Genomic DNA, 16,647 nt, shown 5'->3' on the forward strand with positions numbered 1-16,647 from the left:
TAAATGATCATTTTTTCGTCATATAGACGATGCAAGTGACATTTGGACAACACAATGCACCTTAATAACGAACAACCCACTCCCTAAAATGGCCCCAGGCATCTCCTATACTCAGGCTCCGCTCCCGGCGCAGCCCCTCTGGCAAGGTCACTTCCATGAACAAGAAAAACCGCCACCCCGCCGACGGCAAAAAGCCCATCACCATTTTCGGCCCGGACTTCCCCTTCGCCTTCGACGACTGGCTGGAACACCCCGCAGGCCTGGGCAGCATCCCGGCCGAGCGCCACGGTGAGGAGGTGGCCATCGTGGGCGCCGGTATCGCCGGGCTGGTGGCGGCCTACGAGCTGATGAAACTGGGCCTCAAACCGGTGGTGTACGAGGCCTCCAAACTGGGTGGCCGGCTGCGCTCGCAAGCCTTCAACGGTACCGACGGGGTCATCGCCGAACTGGGTGGCATGCGCTTCCCGGTATCGTCCACCGCCTTCTACCACTATGTGGACAAGCTGGGCCTGGAAACCAAGCCCTTCCCCAACCCGCTGACGCCGGCCTCGGGCAGCACCGTGATCGACCTGGAAGGCCAGACCTACTACGCCGAAAAACCTGGCGACCTGCCCAAGCTGTTCCAGGAGGTGGCCGACGCCTGGGCCGACGCGCTGGAAAGCGGTGCCCAGTTCGCCGACATCCAACAGGCCATCCGTGACCGTGACGTACCACGCTTGAAAGAACTGTGGAACAAGCTGGTACCGCTGTGGGACGACCGCACCTTCTACGACTTCGTGGCCACCTCGCGCTCGTTCGCCAAGCTGAGCTTCCAGCACCGCGAAGTGTTCGGCCAGGTTGGCTTCGGCACCGGTGGCTGGGACTCGGACTTCCCCAACTCGATGCTGGAAATCTTCCGCGTGGTGATGACCAATTGCGACGACCACCAGCACCTGGTGGTCGGCGGCGTCGAGCAGGTGCCGCAAGGCATCTGGCGCCATGTGCCGGAACGTTGCGTGCACTGGCCCGAGGGCACCAGCCTGAGTTCGCTGCATGGCGGCGCGCCGCGTACCGGGGTCAAGCGCATCGCTCGCGCTGCCGATGGCCGCCTGGCGGTCACCGACAACTGGGGCGACACGCGGCATTACAGCGCCGTGCTCGCCACCTGCCAGACCTGGCTGCTGACCACCCAGATCGACTGCGAGGAATCGCTGTTCTCGCAAAAGATGTGGATGGCCCTGGACCGCACCCGCTACATGCAGTCGTCGAAGACTTTCGTCATGGTCGACCGGCCATTCTGGAAGGACAAGGACCCGGAAACCGGCCGCGACCTGATGAGCATGACCCTCACCGATCGTCTCACTCGCGGTACCTACCTGTTCGACAACGGCGACGACAAGCCGGGAGTGATCTGCCTGTCCTATGCCTGGATGAGCGACGCCCTGAAGATGTTGCCGCACCCGGTGGAAAAACGCGTGCAGCTGGCCCTGGACGCGCTGAAGAAGATCTACCCGAAGACCGACATCGCCGGGCACATCATCGGCGACCCGATCACCGTTTCCTGGGAAGCCGACCCGTACTTCCTCGGCGCCTTCAAGGGTGCGCTGCCCGGCCACTACCGCTACAACCAGCGCATGTACGCGCACTTCATGCAGCAAGACATGCCTGCCGAGCAGCGTGGCATCTTCATCGCCGGTGACGACGTGTCCTGGACCCCTGCCTGGGTCGAAGGCGCTGTGCAGACCTCGCTGAATGCGGTGTGGGGTATCATGAACCACTTTGGTGGTCGCACCCACCCGGAAAACCCTGGCCCAGGCGACGTGTTCAACGAAATCGGCCCGATCGCCCTGGCGGACTGAGACAAGGAGGCAGCATGCGCATCGCTCTGTTCCAGGGCGCGCCCAAGCCACTGGACGTGCCCGGCAACCTGCAACGCTTGCGCCACCAGGCGCAACTGGCGGCCGAACGCGGCGCGCGGTTGCTGGTGTGCCCGGAAATGTTCCTGACCGGCTACAACATCGGCCTGGCCCAGGTCGAACGCCTGGCCGAGGCCGACGATGGCCCGGCAGCCCTGGAGGTGGTGGAGATCGCCCAGGCGCACCGCATCGCCATCGTCTATGGCTACCCGGAGCGCGGCGATGATGGCGCGATCTACAACAGCGTGCAGTTGATCGATGCCCAGGGGCGCAGCCTGGGCAACTACCGCAAGACCCACCTGTTCGGTGAACTGGACCGCTCGATGTTCAGCGCAGGCCCGGACCACTTCCCCGTGGTCGAGCTGGATGGCTGGAAGGTCGGCCTGCTGATCTGCTACGACATCGAGTTCCCGGAAAATGCCCGCCGCCTGGCGCTGGACGGCGCCGAGCTGATCCTGGTGCCGACGGCGAACATGACGCCGTACGACTTTGTCTGCCAGGTGACCGTGCGGGCACGGGCACAGGAGAACCAGTGCTACCTGGTGTATGCCAATTACTGCGGTGCGGAAGGCGAGATCCAGTATTGCGGGCAGAGCAGCATCATCGGCCCCGATGGCAGCCTGCTGGCGATGGCCGGGCATGACGAGTGCCAGTTGCTGGCCGAACTCGAGCACGAGCGGGTGGTACAGGGACGGGCGGCATTTCCCTACCTGACCGATCTGCGCCAGGAGCTGCATCTGCGCAAAGGCTGATGGCCTTTTCACGGGTAACCCCGCGAACAGGCCGAGCCTGCCAACAAATGGGTTAGCATGGCATGCAGTAAACGGAGCCCCCATGCCTGACGCCATCCGCCACCTGACCCTTGCCAGCGGCCTGCAGCTGAGCCTGCGCCACGCCCCGCGCCTGAAGCGTTCGGCCGCTGCCCTGCGGGTGCACGCAGGCAGTCACGATGCGCCGGGCAGATGGCCCGGCCTTGCGCACTTTCTGGAACACCTGTTCTTCCTCGGCACCCCACGCTTCCCGCTTGCAGACGGCCTGATGCGCTACGTGCAGGCGCTGGGCGGCCAGGTCAATGCCAGCACCCGGGAACGCACCACCGACTTTTTCTTCGAGGTGCCGCCCACGGCCCTGGCGGGCGGGCTCGAGCGCTTGTGCCAGATGCTCGCCGAACCGGACCTGGGCATCGAGCACCAACGCCGCGAGCGTGAAGTGATCCACGCCGAGTTCATTGCCTGGTCGCGCAACCCGCAGGCCCAGCAGCAGTTCGCCTTGCTGCAGGCCGCAGCGCCGGGCCATCCACTGAGCGCTTTCCATGCCGGCAACCGGTACACCCTGGCCGTGCACGACCCGGCCTTCCAGCAGGCGTTGCAGGGCTTCCATCAGCGCTTCTACCAGGGCGGCCAGATTACCTTGAGCCTGTGCGGCCCACAGCCGCTGGACGAACTGGAAAAGCTCGGCCGGCAGCATGCCGCGCAGTTTACAACGGCTGAACGGGTACCCCAGGCCCTGCCACCGCCGCTGGCCACGCCGACCCTGCCGCGCGTATTCAGCCACACGCACCTGCCGGCGGGTGCCGAGCAAGCCCTGGAGCTGCTGATCAGTTGCCTTGGCGACAGCCGCCCGGGCACCTGGCTGGCTGCGCTTCGCCAACACGGCTGGCTGCAAGGTTTCAAGGCCGAGGCGTTGTATGCATACGCCGGGCAATTGTTGTGGCATATCGACCTGCAGCTTACCGAGGACGCGTGCCGGGAAGAGGTGGATGCCCTGCTGCAAGGATGGTTCGGCTTCCTCCGCCAGGCCGAAGCCGAGCAATTGAACGCCGAGTTCGCCTTGTTGCAGCAAAGCCGCGAACGCAGCGCCAGCGCGCTTGAGCTGGCCCGCCGGGACAGTGCCGGCCTGCCATTCAGCGGCCTGGATACAACAACCCTGCAGGCCTTCCGTACCCTGCTGGCGGGCCTGCCGAGCTGCGTACATGGGCATTGGCATTTGCCCGCTGCAGAGCCCTTGCTGGTGGCCGACCTGCCTGCTGCCAGGCCGCAACCATTGCCAGCAGCCCTGAAGATCAGCGACCAGCTGCCGGCCGCCCGTCAGTACGCGACGCTGTACCTGCGCTGGCAGGTGCCGGATCCCTCGCGCCAGCCGCTGTACGCGGTGCTCGAACGCGCCTTGCAGCCGCTGCAGGAGCGCTGCGCGCGGGCGTCGGTACAGTTGCAGTTGAGCGCCGCTGGCGAGTATTGGCAATTGCGCTGCGCCGGGCTGCCGGCTGCGGTGCTGCGGACCCTGGAACAGGCTTTGGTGCTGCTGGTAGAGCCAGCGGACGATAGCTGGCTCGCCCCTTCGACCCCGCCTCCGCCGCTGATACCGATCAGGGCCTTGCTCAAGCAACTGCCGAATTGCGTGCTGGGCGCCTTGCCTGCGCCTGTTCTACCCGGCACGCTGGCGCGGCCTCAGCTCGACAGCCTCTGGCAGAACGCACGCTGGCACGGCCTGGCGGTTGGCTTCGACGATAGCGCCGTGAATGCCTTGGCAGCGGCGATGCAACATTGCCCTGGCCAAGCCTCGGCGCCTGGCCCGCTGCCGGCCTGGGCCAGCCACCGCTGGCAGCAGGTCGACGTTCCTGGCAGTGAACACGCCCTGCTGCTGTTCTGCCCATTGCCGCCGGCGTTGGAAGCCGCTGGCCGCCTGCTCGCCCAATTGCTGCAAGGGCCGGTCTATCAACGGCTGCGGGTAGAACTGCAACTCGGCTATGCGGTATTCAGTGCCTTTCGTCAGGTCGAAGGGCTCGGCGGCCTGCTGTTCGGCGTGCAGTCGCCGCACACCAGCCAGGCGCAGATACTGGACCACCTGCTCACCTTGCTCCGCCAGGGCGTTGCATTCGACCCTGCCGCTCGTCAGGCACTGGCCGGGCAATTCGCGGAACCCGCGATGGCCAACGAGGAAGTTGCCGAATGGGCATGGCAGACATACCTGGCCACGCAAGCTGGGGGGCTGGATACACTGCGCGGGGCGATTCTGGGCACGCAACAGGCGGACCTTGAGCACCTGCTGGGCTACCTGCTGGACAGCGACAGCCGGTGGCTGTGCCTGGCCAACGCCGCCGCACCAGAAGGTGCCTGGCTGACCGCAACCGCGTGATTATTACGCAAACTGCAAGGGCACTTTTCTTAATAATTAACCTTTCGGTACACCTATTTCTTGTAAGATAGCGCAATCCCGATTCAAGGGAACCTCCAGCTCATGGCGGTACCCTAGTATTAGCTGACAAACCCAACCCTCATCCGGAAGGAGTAATTCCATGTGGACCAAACCTGCTTACACTGATCTTCGCATCGGCTTCGAAGTCACCATGTACTTCGCCAACCGCTAAGCCTGGCTTACGGTTCAACGCCTCGGCCTGCCGGGGCGTTTTCGTTTATTCGCTACGGTTTTCTGCATAGAGAGTGGCCATGTATATCCAGGTTCTCGGTTCCGCCGCCGGTGGCGGGTTCCCTCAGTGGAACTGCAACTGCACCAACTGCAAGGGCTACCGTGACGGCACCTTGCGGGCCACGGCGCGCACCCAGTCGTCGATCGCCCTGTCGGACGACGGCGTGCACTGGGTGCTGTGCAATGCCTCGCCCGATATCCGCGCCCAGCTCCAGGCCTTTACGCCGATGCAGCCGGCCCGTGCCCTGCGCGATACCGGCATCAATGCCATCGTGCTGCTGGACAGCCAGATCGACCACACCACCGGCCTGCTCAGCCTGCGCGAAGGCTGCCCACACCAGGTATGGTGCACCGACATGGTCCACCAGGACCTGACCACCGGTTTTCCGCTGTTCAACATGCTCAGCCACTGGAACGGCGGCCTGCAATGGAATCGCATCGAACTGCAAGGCAGCTTCGTGATCGACGCCTGCCCCAACCTGCGCTTCACCCCGTTTCCCCTGCGCAGCGCTGCGCCGCCGTATTCGCCGCACCGCTTCGACCCGCACCCGGGCGACAACCTTGGCTTGCTGGTCGAGGACACCCGCACCGGCGGCAAGCTGTTCTATGCCCCGGGCCTGGGCCAGGTGGACGACCAGTTGCTGAAGCTGATGGACGGCGCCGACTGCCTGCTGGTCGACGGCACCCTGTGGGAAGATGACGAGATGCAACGCCGTGGCGTGGGCACCCGTACCGGGCGTGAAATGGGCCACCTGGCGCAGAACGGCCCTGGCGGCATGCTGGAGGTGCTTGAGGGCTTCCCGCGCCAGCGCAAGGTGCTTATCCACATCAACAACACCAACCCGATTCTCGACGAAGACTCGCCCGAGCGCGCCGAAGTGCTGCGCCGAGGCGTGGAAGTGGCCTTCGACGGCATGAGTATCGAGTTGTAAGCACAGCCCTTGAGGTGACACAAACCCTGTGGGAGCGGGCATGCCCGCGAAAAATCCGACACGGTGTATGGCACCGGCTTCGCCGGTGTTCGCGGGCATGCCCGCTCCCACAGGGGGCGAGGTGAGCCGAGACTCAGCTATACAGGAGCCAGCCGAATGAGCGACGCACTGCCGATGTCCCCTGCCGAATTCGAGCAGGCCCTGCGCGCCAAGGGCGCCTATTACCATATCCATCACCCGTACCACGTGGCGATGTACCAGGGCCGCGCCACCCGCGAGCAGATCCAGGGCTGGGTGGCCAACCGCTTCTACTATCAGGTCAACATCCCGATGAAGGACGCGGCGATCCTGGCCAACTGCCCGGACCGCGAAGTACGCCGCGAATGGATCCAGCGCCTGCTCGACCATGATGGTGCCCCCGGCGAAGACGGCGGTATCGAAGCCTGGCTGCGCCTGGGCCAGGCCGTGGGCCTGGACCCGGACCAACTGCGCTCGCAGGAGCTGGTGCTGCCCGGCGTACGTTTTGCCGTGGACGCCTACGTCAACTTTGCCCGGCGGGCCAGCTGGCAGGAAGCCGCCAGCAGCTCGCTGACCGAACTGTTCGCCCCGCAAATCCACCAGTCGCGCCTGGACAGCTGGCCGCAGCACTACCCCTGGATCGACCCGGCCGGCTATGAATACTTCCGCACCCGCCTGGGCCAGGCCCGGCGTGACGTGGAGCACGGCTTGGCGATTACCCTGCAGCACTACACCACCCGCGCAGGCCAGGAGCGTATGCTGGAGATCCTGCAGTTCAAGCTGGATATCCTCTGGAGCATGCTCGACGCCATGAGCATGGCCTACGAGCTGAACCGCCCGCCCTATCACTCCGTCACCCAGGAACGGGTGTGGCACAAAGGGATCACCCTATGAGTTTCGACCGTAATCAAGTGCCGAACTGGCGCCCCGGCTACCGCTTCCAGTACGAACCGGCGCAAAAGGGCCATGTGCTGCTATACCCCGAGGGCATGATCAAGCTCAACGACAGCGCGGCCCTGATCGGCGGGCTGATCGACGGCCAACGCGACGTGGCTGCGATCATCGCCCAACTCGAACAACAGTTCCCCGGTGTCCCGCAAGTAGCCGACGACATCGAGCAGTTCATGGAGGTGGCCCGTGCCGAACACTGGATCGTCCTCGCCTGAATTACCGCCCACGCCTGCAGTCGGCCTGCCGCTGTGGCTGCTGGCCGAGCTGACCTACCGCTGCCCGCTGCAGTGCCCGTACTGCTCCAACCCGCTGGACTTCGCCGCCCAGGGCCAGGAGCTGAGCACCGCGCAGTGGTTCAAGGTAATGGCCGAAGCGCGGGAAATGGGCGCCGCGCAAATCGGCTTTTCCGGCGGCGAGCCGCTGGTGCGCCAGGACCTCGCCGAACTGATCGGCGAGGCGCGCCGACTGGGCTACTACACCAACCTGATCACCTCCGGCATTGGCTTGACCGAGGCGCGCATCGCCGACTTCAAGAAGGCTGGCCTGGACCATATCCAGATCAGCTTCCAGGCCAGCGACGAACAGGTGAACAACCTGTTGGCCGGTTCGAAGAAGGCCTTTGCGCAAAAACTGCAAATGGCCCGCGCGGTGAAAGCCCACGGCTACCCGATGGTGCTCAACTTCGTCACCCACCGGCACAACATCGACAGGATCGACCGCATCATCGAGCTGTGCATCGCCCTGGAAGCGGACTTCGTCGAGCTTGCCACTTGCCAGTTCTACGGCTGGGCCCACCTCAACCGCCTGGGCCTGCTGCCGACCCGTGCGCAACTCGAACGGGCCGAACGCATCACCAACGAATACCGCGACAAGCTCAAGGCCGAAGGCAACCCGTGCAAGCTGATCTTCGTCACCCCGGACTACTACGAAGAACGACCCAAGGCGTGCATGAACGGCTGGGGCAGCCTGTTCCTTACCATCACCCCGGACGGCACCGCGCTGCCGTGCCACGGCGCGCGCCAATTGCCGGTGCAGTTCCCCAACGTGCGCGAGCATGACCTGCGGCACATCTGGTACGACTCGTTCGGCTTCAACCGCTTCCGTGGCTATGAGTGGATGCCCGAACCGTGCCGTTCCTGCGACGAAAAGGAAAAGGACTTCGGCGGCTGCCGCTGCCAAGCCTTCATGCTTACCGGCGATGCCAGCAACGCCGACCCGGTGTGCGCCAAGTCGGCCGACCATGGCATCATCCTCAAGGCCCGCGAGGAGGCGGAAAGCGCCCAGCTCGCCATCGAACAGATGACCTTCCGCAATGAGCGAAACTCCCGTGTCATCGCCCGCGGCTGAATTCAGCGCGGCGCAGGCAGTCGCCGCCGGCACCGACTTCGCCGAACTCAAGGTCAGCGCTGCCGGGCTGTTCTGGAACGAGTTCCGCCCCGCCGACGGCGCATGCCGCATCTGGCAATGGCAACACCAGCAGGCCCGCTGCCTGACCCCCGATGGTTTCAGTGTGCGCAGCCGCGTCTATGAATATGGCGGCGGCAGCTTCTGCCTGGGTGGCGACGGCGTGCTGTTCGTCAACGAGAAGGACCAGCACGTGTATACCCAGGGCCTGGCAGCAACGCCACCACGCGCCCTGACCGACCGCGCCAACTGCCGCTACGGCGACCTGCAGTGGCACGCTGGCCTGGTGCTGGCGGTCGAGGAGCAGCATGGCGAACGGGTCGAACATCGGCTGGTGGCACTGGCTGAGCGCAGCCGGCAAGTGCTGGCCGAAGGCGCCGACTTCTACGCCTCGCCTACCGTGAGTGCCGATGGCCAGCGCCTGGCATGGATCGAGTGGGACCGCCCGGCACAGCCCTGGACGGTCACCCGGCTGATGTGTTGCAGGCGTGATGACAGCGGCCAATGGGGGCCCGCGCAGTCCGTGGCCGGTGCCGATGAGTCGCTGCAGCAGCCACGCTTCGATGCACAAGGCAGGCTTTACTGCCTGTCCGACCGTAACGGCTTCTGGCAACCCTGGGGCGAGGTTGATGGTGATTGGCAGGCGCTGCCTGCCGAGCCGGCAGACCATGCCGCCGCACCCTGGCAACTAGGTGCGAGCACCTGGTTGGCGCTGGGCCCGCAAAACTACCTGGCCAGCTGGTTCGAAGACGGCTTCGGGCAGCTGGGGCTACGCAGCGCCAATGGCCTGGAGCGATTCGCCAGTGCCTATACGCGCTTTCGCAGCCTGGCCATGGATGACGAGCACCTGTACGCCATCGCCGCATCGCCGATCAGCCCGCCGGCAGTCATCAGCATCAGCCGCAGCAACCACCAGGTCAGCGTACTGGCCGGTGGCGCCGAAGTGCTTTCGGCCACGCAGATCAGCCTGCCGCAGCCGATCCACTATGGCAGTGACGGCCATCAGGCGCACGGTTTCTTCTACCCGGCAGCCCGCTCACAAGGGGCCACACCGCTGGTGGTGTTCATCCATGGCGGCCCGACCTCGGCCTGTTATCCGGTGCTCGACCCGCGCGTACAGTACTGGACCCAACGCGGCTTCGCCGTAGCCGACCTCAATTACCGGGGCAGCACCGGCTACGGTCGGGACTACCGCCAGGCCTTGCACCTGCGCTGGGGGGAAAGCGACGTGGCCGATGCCTGTGCGGCAGTCGAATACCTCGCCGACCGTGGCCTGGTCGACCGCAACAAGGCGTTCATCCGTGGCGGTAGCGCCGGCGGCTATACCACTTTGTGTGCCCTGGCGTTTCATGACGTGTTCCGCGCCGGCGCAAGCCTGTACGGGGTCAGCGACCCGCTGGCGCTGGGCCGGGCCACGCACAAGTTCGAGGGTGACTACCTGGACTGGTTGATCGGTGACCCGCTGCAGGACGCCGAGCGTTATCGCCAGCGTACGCCGCTGCTGCATGCCGGGCAGATCAAGGTGCCGGTGATTTTCTTCCAGGGCGAACTGGATGCGGTGGTGGTGCCGGAGCAGACGCGCTCGATGCTGGCAGCGTTGCAGGCTAGCGGGATCGATGCCGAAGGGCACTTCTATGCAGGCGAACGGCACGGGTTCCGCAAGGCCGAGAACCTGGCGCACGCGCTGGAAGAAGAATGGAAGTTCTATTGCCGGGTGTTGAGGGGCTGAGATCCTGGGGCCGCCTTGCGGCCCCAAAAGGGCTCAGCGCTTGGCGATGATGTACACCGCGTGCACGATCCCCGGAATGTACCCCAGCAAGGTCAGCAGAATATTCAGCCAGAACGCCCCGCCGAACCCCACCTGCAGGAACACACCCAGCGGCGGCAGGATAATGGCGATGATGATGCGTATGAAGTCCATGTGAGTCTCTCCTGTAGGGGTTACCTCACAGACTAGCCACCCGCCGCAGAGGTTCCACCCGCAAAAAAAACGCCCCGGGCCGAATGAAACAGGCCAGGGGCGATGCGCAGGAACGCCAGACGGTTCGTAGAATTCTCGGTTTCGCCAGTACGCTATGCCGGCATTTCCCGGCGGGCTTGCTGGCGGGTGTGCAGGCGGGCAAAGGCGCGGGCCAGGCGCAGCAGCATTTCGTCGATGTTGCCCTTGCTCACGGTCAGGGCCGGCGAAAAGCGCAGCACATCCGCCTGCGGGGCATTCAGCAGCAGGCCTTCATGCAGGGCGGCGGCCACCAGCTCGCGGGCCAGGTTTTCCTTCAGTTGCAGCGCCCATAGCAGGCCCTGCCCACGCACTTCGCCCTGGCCGTAACGCCCGGCCAGGCGGCTCAGGCCTTCTCGCAGGTGGCGCCCGTTGTCCCGCACCTGGGCAAGCAGGCCAGGCTCGAGTACAGCGTCCAGCACCGCCAGGCCCGCAGCACACATCAGCGCGTTGCCGTGGTGGCTGCCTTGCAGTTCGCCTGGTTCGGCGCAGCACGCCGTGCCCCGGGCCAGCAATGCCGCCAGTGGCACGCCGCCGCCCAGGCCTTTGCCCAACGTGACGATATCGGCGCGCACGCCATAGGTTTCTTCGGCCAGCAGCGCACCACAGCGGCCGATACCGGTCTGCACTTCATCGAGGATCAACAAGATGCCCAGTTCGCGGCAGAGGGTTTCTACCCCCTTGAGGTACTCCTGGGTCGCCGGGATGACACCCGCCTCGCCCTGGATCGGCTCGAGCATGATCGCCACGGTGCGTGAGTCCACCTCAGCGTGCAGCGCCGCCAGGTCATTGAACGGCACTTTGCTGAAGCCAGGCAGGCCGGGCTCGCAACGATTGCACGGCAGTGGGTCGGATGCCGACAGCGCACCCAGGCTACGGCCATGGCAGGCCTGGCTGGCGGTGATGATGTGATAGGCGCCGTTGCGGTGCAGCTGGCCCCACTTGCGCGCCAGCTTGATCGCGCCCTCGCACGCTTCGGCGCCGCTGTTGAGCAGGTAGGCCTGGTCGCTGCCGGTGCTCTGGCACAGGCGGTCGGCCAATTCGAGCAGGCCACGGCTGTGGAACCCTGCCCCCGGGTTGATCAGCGCCTGGGCCTGGTTGCCCAGTGCCTTGACCAGCACGCTGGGGCTGTGCCCCAGGCTGTTGACCGCGCCACCTTGGGTGAAGTCCAGGTAGGCATGCCCTTCGTTGTCCCACAGCCAGGAACCCTGGCCACGTACGAATACCTGCGCTGCACGTTCGCTGCCAGGCATCAGTCGCTCATGCGACAGCTGCGACGCTTGCGGCACGATCACCGGCGCACGCTTGGGCTCGGCGACGGTGGCGAGGGCCGGGCGGCGCAGCTTGAACAGGTTCATCAGGGCTCCAACCAGTCACAGCGGAAGGCGTTGTCGGTGCGGTCTGGATGCCGTCACTCGATATTTTGCCTTGCCTATCAAAAGTGTTTTTCATCCAGGGTAACAATCGAACCATTCATCGCTGTAACCCTTTGGAATACAGCGATAGACTAGGCCTCGCAGGGGGTTTCGACCATTTCGTTTTTCCAGCATTTTCGATAAGTATCACTTATGGATTTTCGTCAACTGCGTTATTTCGTCGCGGTGTATGAAGAGGGCCATGTGGGCCGCGCCGCCGAACGCCTGTCGCTGTCCCAACCGGCGCTTTCCCAACAGATCCGCCAGCTGGAGCACAGCCTCGACCTGAGCCTGTTCGAGCGCAGCAACAAGCGCCTGCTGCCGACCCTGGCTGCGCATACCCTGTACAACCACGCCCTGCCGCTGCTCGACGGCCTGCAACGCGCCCACGAGGCCATGCGCAACTTCAAGGGCCAGTCGCTGCGTACCCTGGCCATCGGCGTGCTGCAGACCGTGCGCCCCAGCCTGGTGCCGCAACTGCTCGAACGCCTGCGCAGGGCACAGCCGCACCTTGTGGTGCAGATCTACGAATTGTCGGGGCTGGAAATCGAGCGGCGCCTGCTCAACGGCAGCCTGGACATCGGCATCAGTTACCTGCCGCCACGCCAGCCGGGGCTGCATGGCCTGTTGTTGTACGAAGATGAGCTGCAGTTGGTCATCCCCGCGACGCACCCGCTGAAGGACTTCAAGAAGGTATCCATTCGCCAGGCCGCCGAGCTGCCCATGCTGATGCTGGGTGAGGAATTCCAGATCCGCCAGATCTGGCAGGCGCAGCTGGCCAGCCTGGGGCGTCGGCCGCAGGTGCAGGCCGAGATGAACAACATGGCAGGGATACTCGACAGCCTCGCCCACACCGCGCTGGCGACCATCCTGCCTGGCCGGGCCAAGGAGGCTGCCGAGGAAGACCAGGCGCTGCTGTGGAAGCCGTTGAGCGAGCCGCGCGTGCCGCTCAAGGTTGGCTTGGTATTTCGCGATGCCCAGCGCCAGCAGGCCTCTGTGGAGCTGCTGCGCACGCTGCTGGAGGAGGAGACAGATGCCCGCCTGTCGGGGGCATCGCCACTGGATGTGCTCGCCTGAAAAACGCGCGCACAAAGAAAACCCCGCCTAAGCGGGGTTTTCCAGACTGTTTCCCTGTGACATCCGTATCGCCCCGCCATCCTGGCAGGTGGTCCTTCGTTGTCTTCCTTGATCTGTACTTTGCGCTTCCTGCGCAACGTCCATGTGGGAAAGATTAACCGTGGATCCAATGTGATAACAGTGGTGAAAAGTCACCACGTCATGTAGGAAAAAGCTTACACGGGCAGCTTTGTTCGCCTATGGCCCGGGAAACGGGGCCGCCATGCGGCCCCAAAACCTGTTAGAACTGCTCGGCATCCAGCAGGTACAGCGATTCACTGCCCGCCTTCACCGCAGCCACCAGCGAATCCACCCGTGGCAACAACCGCGCAAAGTAGAACCGCGCCGTACCCAGCTTACCGGCGTAGAACGCCTGATCCCCGTCACCGGCCTGCGCCGCCCGCGCCATCAACGCCCACATGTAGGCGTAGGCCACGTAGCCAAAGGCGTGCAAGTACTCGACCGAAGCCGCGCCGATTTCATTCGGGTTACCCTTGGCCTGTTCCAGCACCCATTCGGTCAGCCCGTCGAGCTGGTCGAGGCTGGCTGCCAGCGGCTTGGCAAATGCCTCCAGCTGGCTACCTGCACTGGCAATGAACTGGCGAATCTCGTCGGAGAACAGGCGGTAGTACGCCCCACCACTGGCCACCACCTTGCGCCCCATCAGGTCCAGGGCCTGGATGCCATTGGTGCCTTCGTAGATCTGTGTGATACGCACATCGCGCACCAACTGCTCCTGCCCCCACTCGCGAATGTAGCCATGCCCGCCGAACACCTGCTGGCCATGCACCGCGCACTCCAGGCCAAGGTCGGTGAGGAAGGCCTTGGCTACGGGGGTCAGCAATGCCACCAGCTCCTCGCTGCGCTTGCGCACGCCGGCGTCCTCGCTGTACTTGGCACTGTCCAGCTGCATGGCCACATAGGTGGAGAAGGCTCGGCCACCCTCGATCAGTGCCTTCATGGTCAGCAACATGCGGCGCACATCGGGGTGGACGATGATCGGGTCGGCGGCCTTGTCCTTGGCTTGCGGCCCGGTCGGGGCGCGGCTCTGCAGGCGATCGCGGGCGTATTCCACGGCGTTCTGGTAGGAGCGTTCGGCCGAGGCCAGGCCCTGGATACCCACGCCCAGGCGCTCGTAGTTCATCATGGTGAACATCGCCGCCAGGCCCTTGTTCGGCTCGCCGACGATATAGCCAACGGCTTCGTCGAAGTTCATCACGCAGGTGGCCGAGGCCTGGATACCCATCTTGTGTTCGATCGAGCCACAGGTGGCCGAGTTGCGCGCGCCGAGGCTGCCGTCTTCATTGACCAGGAACTTCGGCACCAGGAACAGCGAAATGCCTTTCGGCCCTGCCGGTGCATCCGGCAGCTTGGCCAGCACCAGGTGGATGATGTTCTCGGTCAGGTCGTGCTCGCCACCGGTGATGAAGATCTTGGTGCCGCTGACCTTGTAGCTGCCGTCGGCCTGGGGCTCGGCCTTGGTGCGGATGATGCCCAGGTCGGTACCGGCGTGCGGCTCGGTCAGGCACATGGAGCCTGCCCACACACCGGCGTACATGTTCGGCAGGTACTTTTCCTTCAGTGCCTCACTGGCGTGGGCATTGATCGACAGGCAGGCACCGGCGGTCAGCATCGGATAGAGGCCGAACGCCAGGCTGGAGGCGTTGACCATTTCCTCGACCTGCGCCGAAATGGCCTTGGGCATGCCCATGCCGCCGAACAGTGGGTCGCCGCCCACGCCCACCCAGCCGCCTTCGGCGTAGGTGTTGTAGGCCTCGATGAAACCGACCGGGGTGCGTACGGCACCCTGGTCCCAGTGGCAGCCCTCTTCATCGGCGGCCCGGCTGAGCGGCGCGATAGACCTGGCAGTGACCTTGCCGGCCTCTTCCAGCACCGCCATGGCTGTGTCGGCATCGACAACCTCGGCCAACCCGGGCAATTGCGCCCACTGCTCGGCCACGTTGAAGACTTCATTCAGTACGAAGCGCATGTCGCGCAAGGGCGCTTTATAATCAGCCATGACAACCTCTCGCTAGTCGGGTCGGGGCGGTCTCGGGGAACCGCGACACTGGGTAACGAGCAGTGTAACCGAACAACTTTTACGAGACATAGGGTCATCACTAGACCGTATAGTCAGTTTCGGTCACGCCATGCGCACTGCGCCACGCTGCGATTGCTGCCCGTGCACCATGACACAATTGCGCCCTGCACTCTTCGCGTTGTACAGCGCCTGGTCGGCGGATTTCAGTACTGCCTCGGGGTTGCGATGATCGGCCTGGCGCTCGGCCACGCCGATGCTGATGGTGACCGACACCGTCCCGCCCGCGCTGCCCGCACGTCGCTGGCGCCCGGCGCTGTCGTCCTGCGGGCGGTTATGCTGGTCGCGCAGGTGCATCACGTAATTGGCGATCACTTCACGCACGGCTTCCACGTGTGGCACGCATTCTTCGGCTGTCTTGCCAGCGAATACCAGGGCGAATTCCTCGCCGCCATAACGGTAGGCCCGGCCACCGCCGGTCACCTTGGACAGGCGGCTGGCGACCAGGCGCAGCACCTGGTCGCCCACGTCGTGGCCGTGGGTATCGTTGAACTTCTTGAAGTGGTCCACGTCGGTCATCGCAATCACGTAGTTGCGCCCCAGGCGCTGCATGCGCTCGTTCAGCGCGCGGCGCCCCGGCAAGCCGGTCAGCTCGTCGCGGAAGGCCATCTGGTAGGCCTCATGAGCCACCGACGCCGCGATCATCAGCATTACCTGGCTGCACATGATGTTGAGGGTGAACGGCAGGATGAACGTTTGCGGCAACATCCAGAAAATCCCCAGCAGGCCCGAGATCAACGCGGCGTGCAGCGGCCGCGGGGCGCGCAGGTATTGCACCACCAGCAGGATGAACACGCCGAGGAACAACGGGTAGACCATCTGGATCAGGCTCATCCACTGGCCATGCAATGACGGCCAGCGAATTTCCGCCAGCCAGGTCAGCAGCGCTTCGGGGTAGCTCTGTTCGAGGGCCACCGCCACGCTGCCCACGGCGAACAGCACGGCGCCACGGGCAACCAGGTCCTGCAGCAGGTGGGTGCGCTCCTGCCAGGCACCGTACAGCCCGAACAGGGTAGGCAACAGCAGGCACACCAAATGGAAGATTACCGCAGCATCTTCGCGCACGCGGCCATGGTCACGGTAGAAGTCGGTCTGGGTGTCGAGCAGGAAGTAGGCGATATACACCGTGAGCATCAGGAACAGCTCGCGCTGGCGGCGGTACACCGCGCAGTAGGCACCGCCCAGCAGCAGGACCAAGGTGGGCAGGACATTGAACAACGATGTGAAAAAGACACTGAGGTCTCTCACGTAAGCCGCGGCGAGGCCTGCCAGCAACAGGATCAGCGAAGGCAGGAAGTGGCTCGCGCGAACAGCGTTAAGACGAAGCAAGGGTAATCTCCAACCCGGCAGATCAATGGTGGCATTGTGCCCATACTTCATCGGCAGTGCACATGAA

Annotated in this window: 14 protein-coding genes; 10 read left to right on the plus strand and 4 right to left on the minus strand. The window is 64.5% G+C overall.

The genetic code is table 11. The features are described 5' to 3' along the window. Positions 1-155: 155 nt before the first annotated feature. From ACLEJP_RS06585 to ACLEJP_RS06625, 9 genes are all read left to right on the plus strand, one after another. Positions 156-1,838 (plus strand): flavin monoamine oxidase family protein, encoded by a 1,683-nt coding sequence (locus ACLEJP_RS06585; protein WP_289131759.1) that lies wholly within the window; start codon positions 156-158, stop codon positions 1,836-1,838. Positions 1,839-1,852: 14 nt separating this feature from the next. Next, positions 1,853-2,647: a carbon-nitrogen hydrolase family protein gene (locus tag ACLEJP_RS06590; protein WP_440805010.1), complete on the plus strand. Its 795-nt coding sequence runs from the start codon at positions 1,853-1,855 to the stop codon at positions 2,645-2,647. 82 nt (positions 2,648-2,729) lie between these two features. Next, a complete protein-coding gene (pqqF, locus tag ACLEJP_RS06595) occupies positions 2,730-5,030 on the plus strand; it encodes a pyrroloquinoline quinone biosynthesis protein PqqF (protein ID WP_440805012.1) in 2,301 nt (766 codons plus the stop codon). A 160-nt stretch (positions 5,031-5,190) separates the two neighbouring features. Continuing rightward, entirely contained in the window at positions 5,191-5,262 is a 72-nt protein-coding gene (pqqA, locus tag ACLEJP_RS06600) for a pyrroloquinoline quinone precursor peptide PqqA (RefSeq protein ID WP_003243383.1), read from the plus strand. Between the two features lie 79 nt (positions 5,263-5,341). After that, a complete protein-coding gene (gene pqqB / locus ACLEJP_RS06605; protein WP_440805014.1) occupies positions 5,342-6,253 on the plus strand; it encodes a pyrroloquinoline quinone biosynthesis protein PqqB in 912 nt (303 codons plus the stop codon). A gap of 156 nt (positions 6,254-6,409) precedes the next feature. After that, entirely contained in the window at positions 6,410-7,165 is a 756-nt protein-coding gene (gene pqqC / locus ACLEJP_RS06610) for a pyrroloquinoline-quinone synthase PqqC (RefSeq protein WP_003255592.1), read from the plus strand. Beyond that, positions 7,162-7,437: a pyrroloquinoline quinone biosynthesis peptide chaperone PqqD gene (pqqD, locus tag ACLEJP_RS06615; protein WP_440805015.1), complete on the plus strand. Its 276-nt coding sequence runs from the start codon at positions 7,162-7,164 to the stop codon at positions 7,435-7,437. Before pqqC ends, pqqD begins: the two co-directional genes overlap by 4 nt. Further along, positions 7,409-8,569 carry a pyrroloquinoline quinone biosynthesis protein PqqE gene (gene pqqE / locus ACLEJP_RS06620; protein ID WP_440805016.1) on the plus strand — a complete coding sequence of 387 codons (1,161 nt, stop codon included), beginning with the start codon at positions 7,409-7,411 and terminating at the stop codon, positions 8,567-8,569. The genes pqqD and pqqE overlap by 29 nt, the downstream gene beginning before the upstream one ends. Continuing rightward, a complete protein-coding gene (locus ACLEJP_RS06625) occupies positions 8,535-10,355 on the plus strand; it encodes an alpha/beta hydrolase family protein (RefSeq protein ID WP_440805017.1) in 1,821 nt (606 codons plus the stop codon). Before pqqE ends, ACLEJP_RS06625 begins: the two co-directional genes overlap by 35 nt. Before the next feature lie 33 nt (positions 10,356-10,388). Here the strand turns inward: ACLEJP_RS06625 and ACLEJP_RS06630 are convergent, their stop codons facing one another. Together ACLEJP_RS06630 and ACLEJP_RS06635 are read right to left on the minus strand one after the other, a co-directional pair. Continuing rightward, the gene (locus tag ACLEJP_RS06630) at positions 10,389-10,547 is read right to left on the minus strand and encodes a YqaE/Pmp3 family membrane protein (RefSeq protein WP_009681539.1); all 159 of its coding nucleotides are present in this window, start codon (positions 10,545-10,547) and stop codon (positions 10,389-10,391) included. Between the two features lie 152 nt (positions 10,548-10,699). Continuing rightward, on the minus strand, positions 10,700-11,980 hold the full coding sequence (locus ACLEJP_RS06635) for an aspartate aminotransferase family protein (protein WP_440805019.1): 1,281 nt from the start codon (positions 11,978-11,980) through the stop codon (positions 10,700-10,702). Between the two features lie 210 nt (positions 11,981-12,190). Between ACLEJP_RS06635 and ACLEJP_RS06640 the strand changes: the two genes are divergently transcribed. Then, entirely contained in the window at positions 12,191-13,114 is a 924-nt protein-coding gene (locus tag ACLEJP_RS06640; protein WP_440805021.1) for a LysR family transcriptional regulator, read from the plus strand. Positions 13,115-13,394: 280 nt separating this feature from the next. On the opposite strand, the gene ACLEJP_RS06645 is transcribed toward ACLEJP_RS06640, so the two are convergent. Further along, a complete protein-coding gene (locus tag ACLEJP_RS06645; protein WP_440805022.1) occupies positions 13,395-15,173 on the minus strand; it encodes an acyl-CoA dehydrogenase C-terminal domain-containing protein in 1,779 nt (592 codons plus the stop codon). Positions 15,174-15,296: 123 nt separating this feature from the next. Then, positions 15,297-16,580 (minus strand): GGDEF domain-containing protein, encoded by a 1,284-nt coding sequence (locus ACLEJP_RS06650; RefSeq protein WP_225780102.1) that lies wholly within the window; start codon positions 16,578-16,580, stop codon positions 15,297-15,299. Positions 16,581-16,647 lie beyond the last annotated feature (67 nt).

This window comes from Pseudomonas sp. SMV7 (assembly GCF_052041995.1).
Taxonomy (GTDB): domain Bacteria; phylum Pseudomonadota; class Gammaproteobacteria; order Pseudomonadales; family Pseudomonadaceae; genus Aquipseudomonas.

Bases quoted from the DNA above. Each gene is read 5' to 3' on its own strand.
- ACLEJP_RS06585 (WP_289131759.1), top strand. From the start codon at position 156: ATGAACAAGAAAAACCGCCACCCCGCCGACGGCAAAAAGCCCATCACC.
- ACLEJP_RS06590 (WP_440805010.1), top strand. From the start codon at position 1,853: ATGCGCATCGCTCTGTTCCAGGGCGCGCCCAAGCCACTGGACGTGCCC.
- pqqF (WP_440805012.1), top strand. From the start codon at position 2,730: ATGCCTGACGCCATCCGCCACCTGACCCTTGCCAGCGGCCTGCAGCTG.
- pqqB (WP_440805014.1), top strand. From the start codon at position 5,342: ATGTATATCCAGGTTCTCGGTTCCGCCGCCGGTGGCGGGTTCCCTCAG.
- pqqC (WP_003255592.1), top strand. From the start codon at position 6,410: ATGAGCGACGCACTGCCGATGTCCCCTGCCGAATTCGAGCAGGCCCTG.
- pqqD (WP_440805015.1), top strand. From the start codon at position 7,162: ATGAGTTTCGACCGTAATCAAGTGCCGAACTGGCGCCCCGGCTACCGC.
- ACLEJP_RS06625 (WP_440805017.1), top strand. From the start codon at position 8,535: ATGAGCGAAACTCCCGTGTCATCGCCCGCGGCTGAATTCAGCGCGGCG.
- ACLEJP_RS06630 (WP_009681539.1), bottom strand. From the start codon at position 10,547: ATGGACTTCATACGCATCATCATCGCCATTATCCTGCCGCCGCTGGGT.
- ACLEJP_RS06635 (WP_440805019.1), bottom strand. From the start codon at position 11,980: ATGAACCTGTTCAAGCTGCGCCGCCCGGCCCTCGCCACCGTCGCCGAG.
- ACLEJP_RS06640 (WP_440805021.1), top strand. From the start codon at position 12,191: ATGGATTTTCGTCAACTGCGTTATTTCGTCGCGGTGTATGAAGAGGGC.
- ACLEJP_RS06645 (WP_440805022.1), bottom strand. From the start codon at position 15,173: ATGGCTGATTATAAAGCGCCCTTGCGCGACATGCGCTTCGTACTGAAT.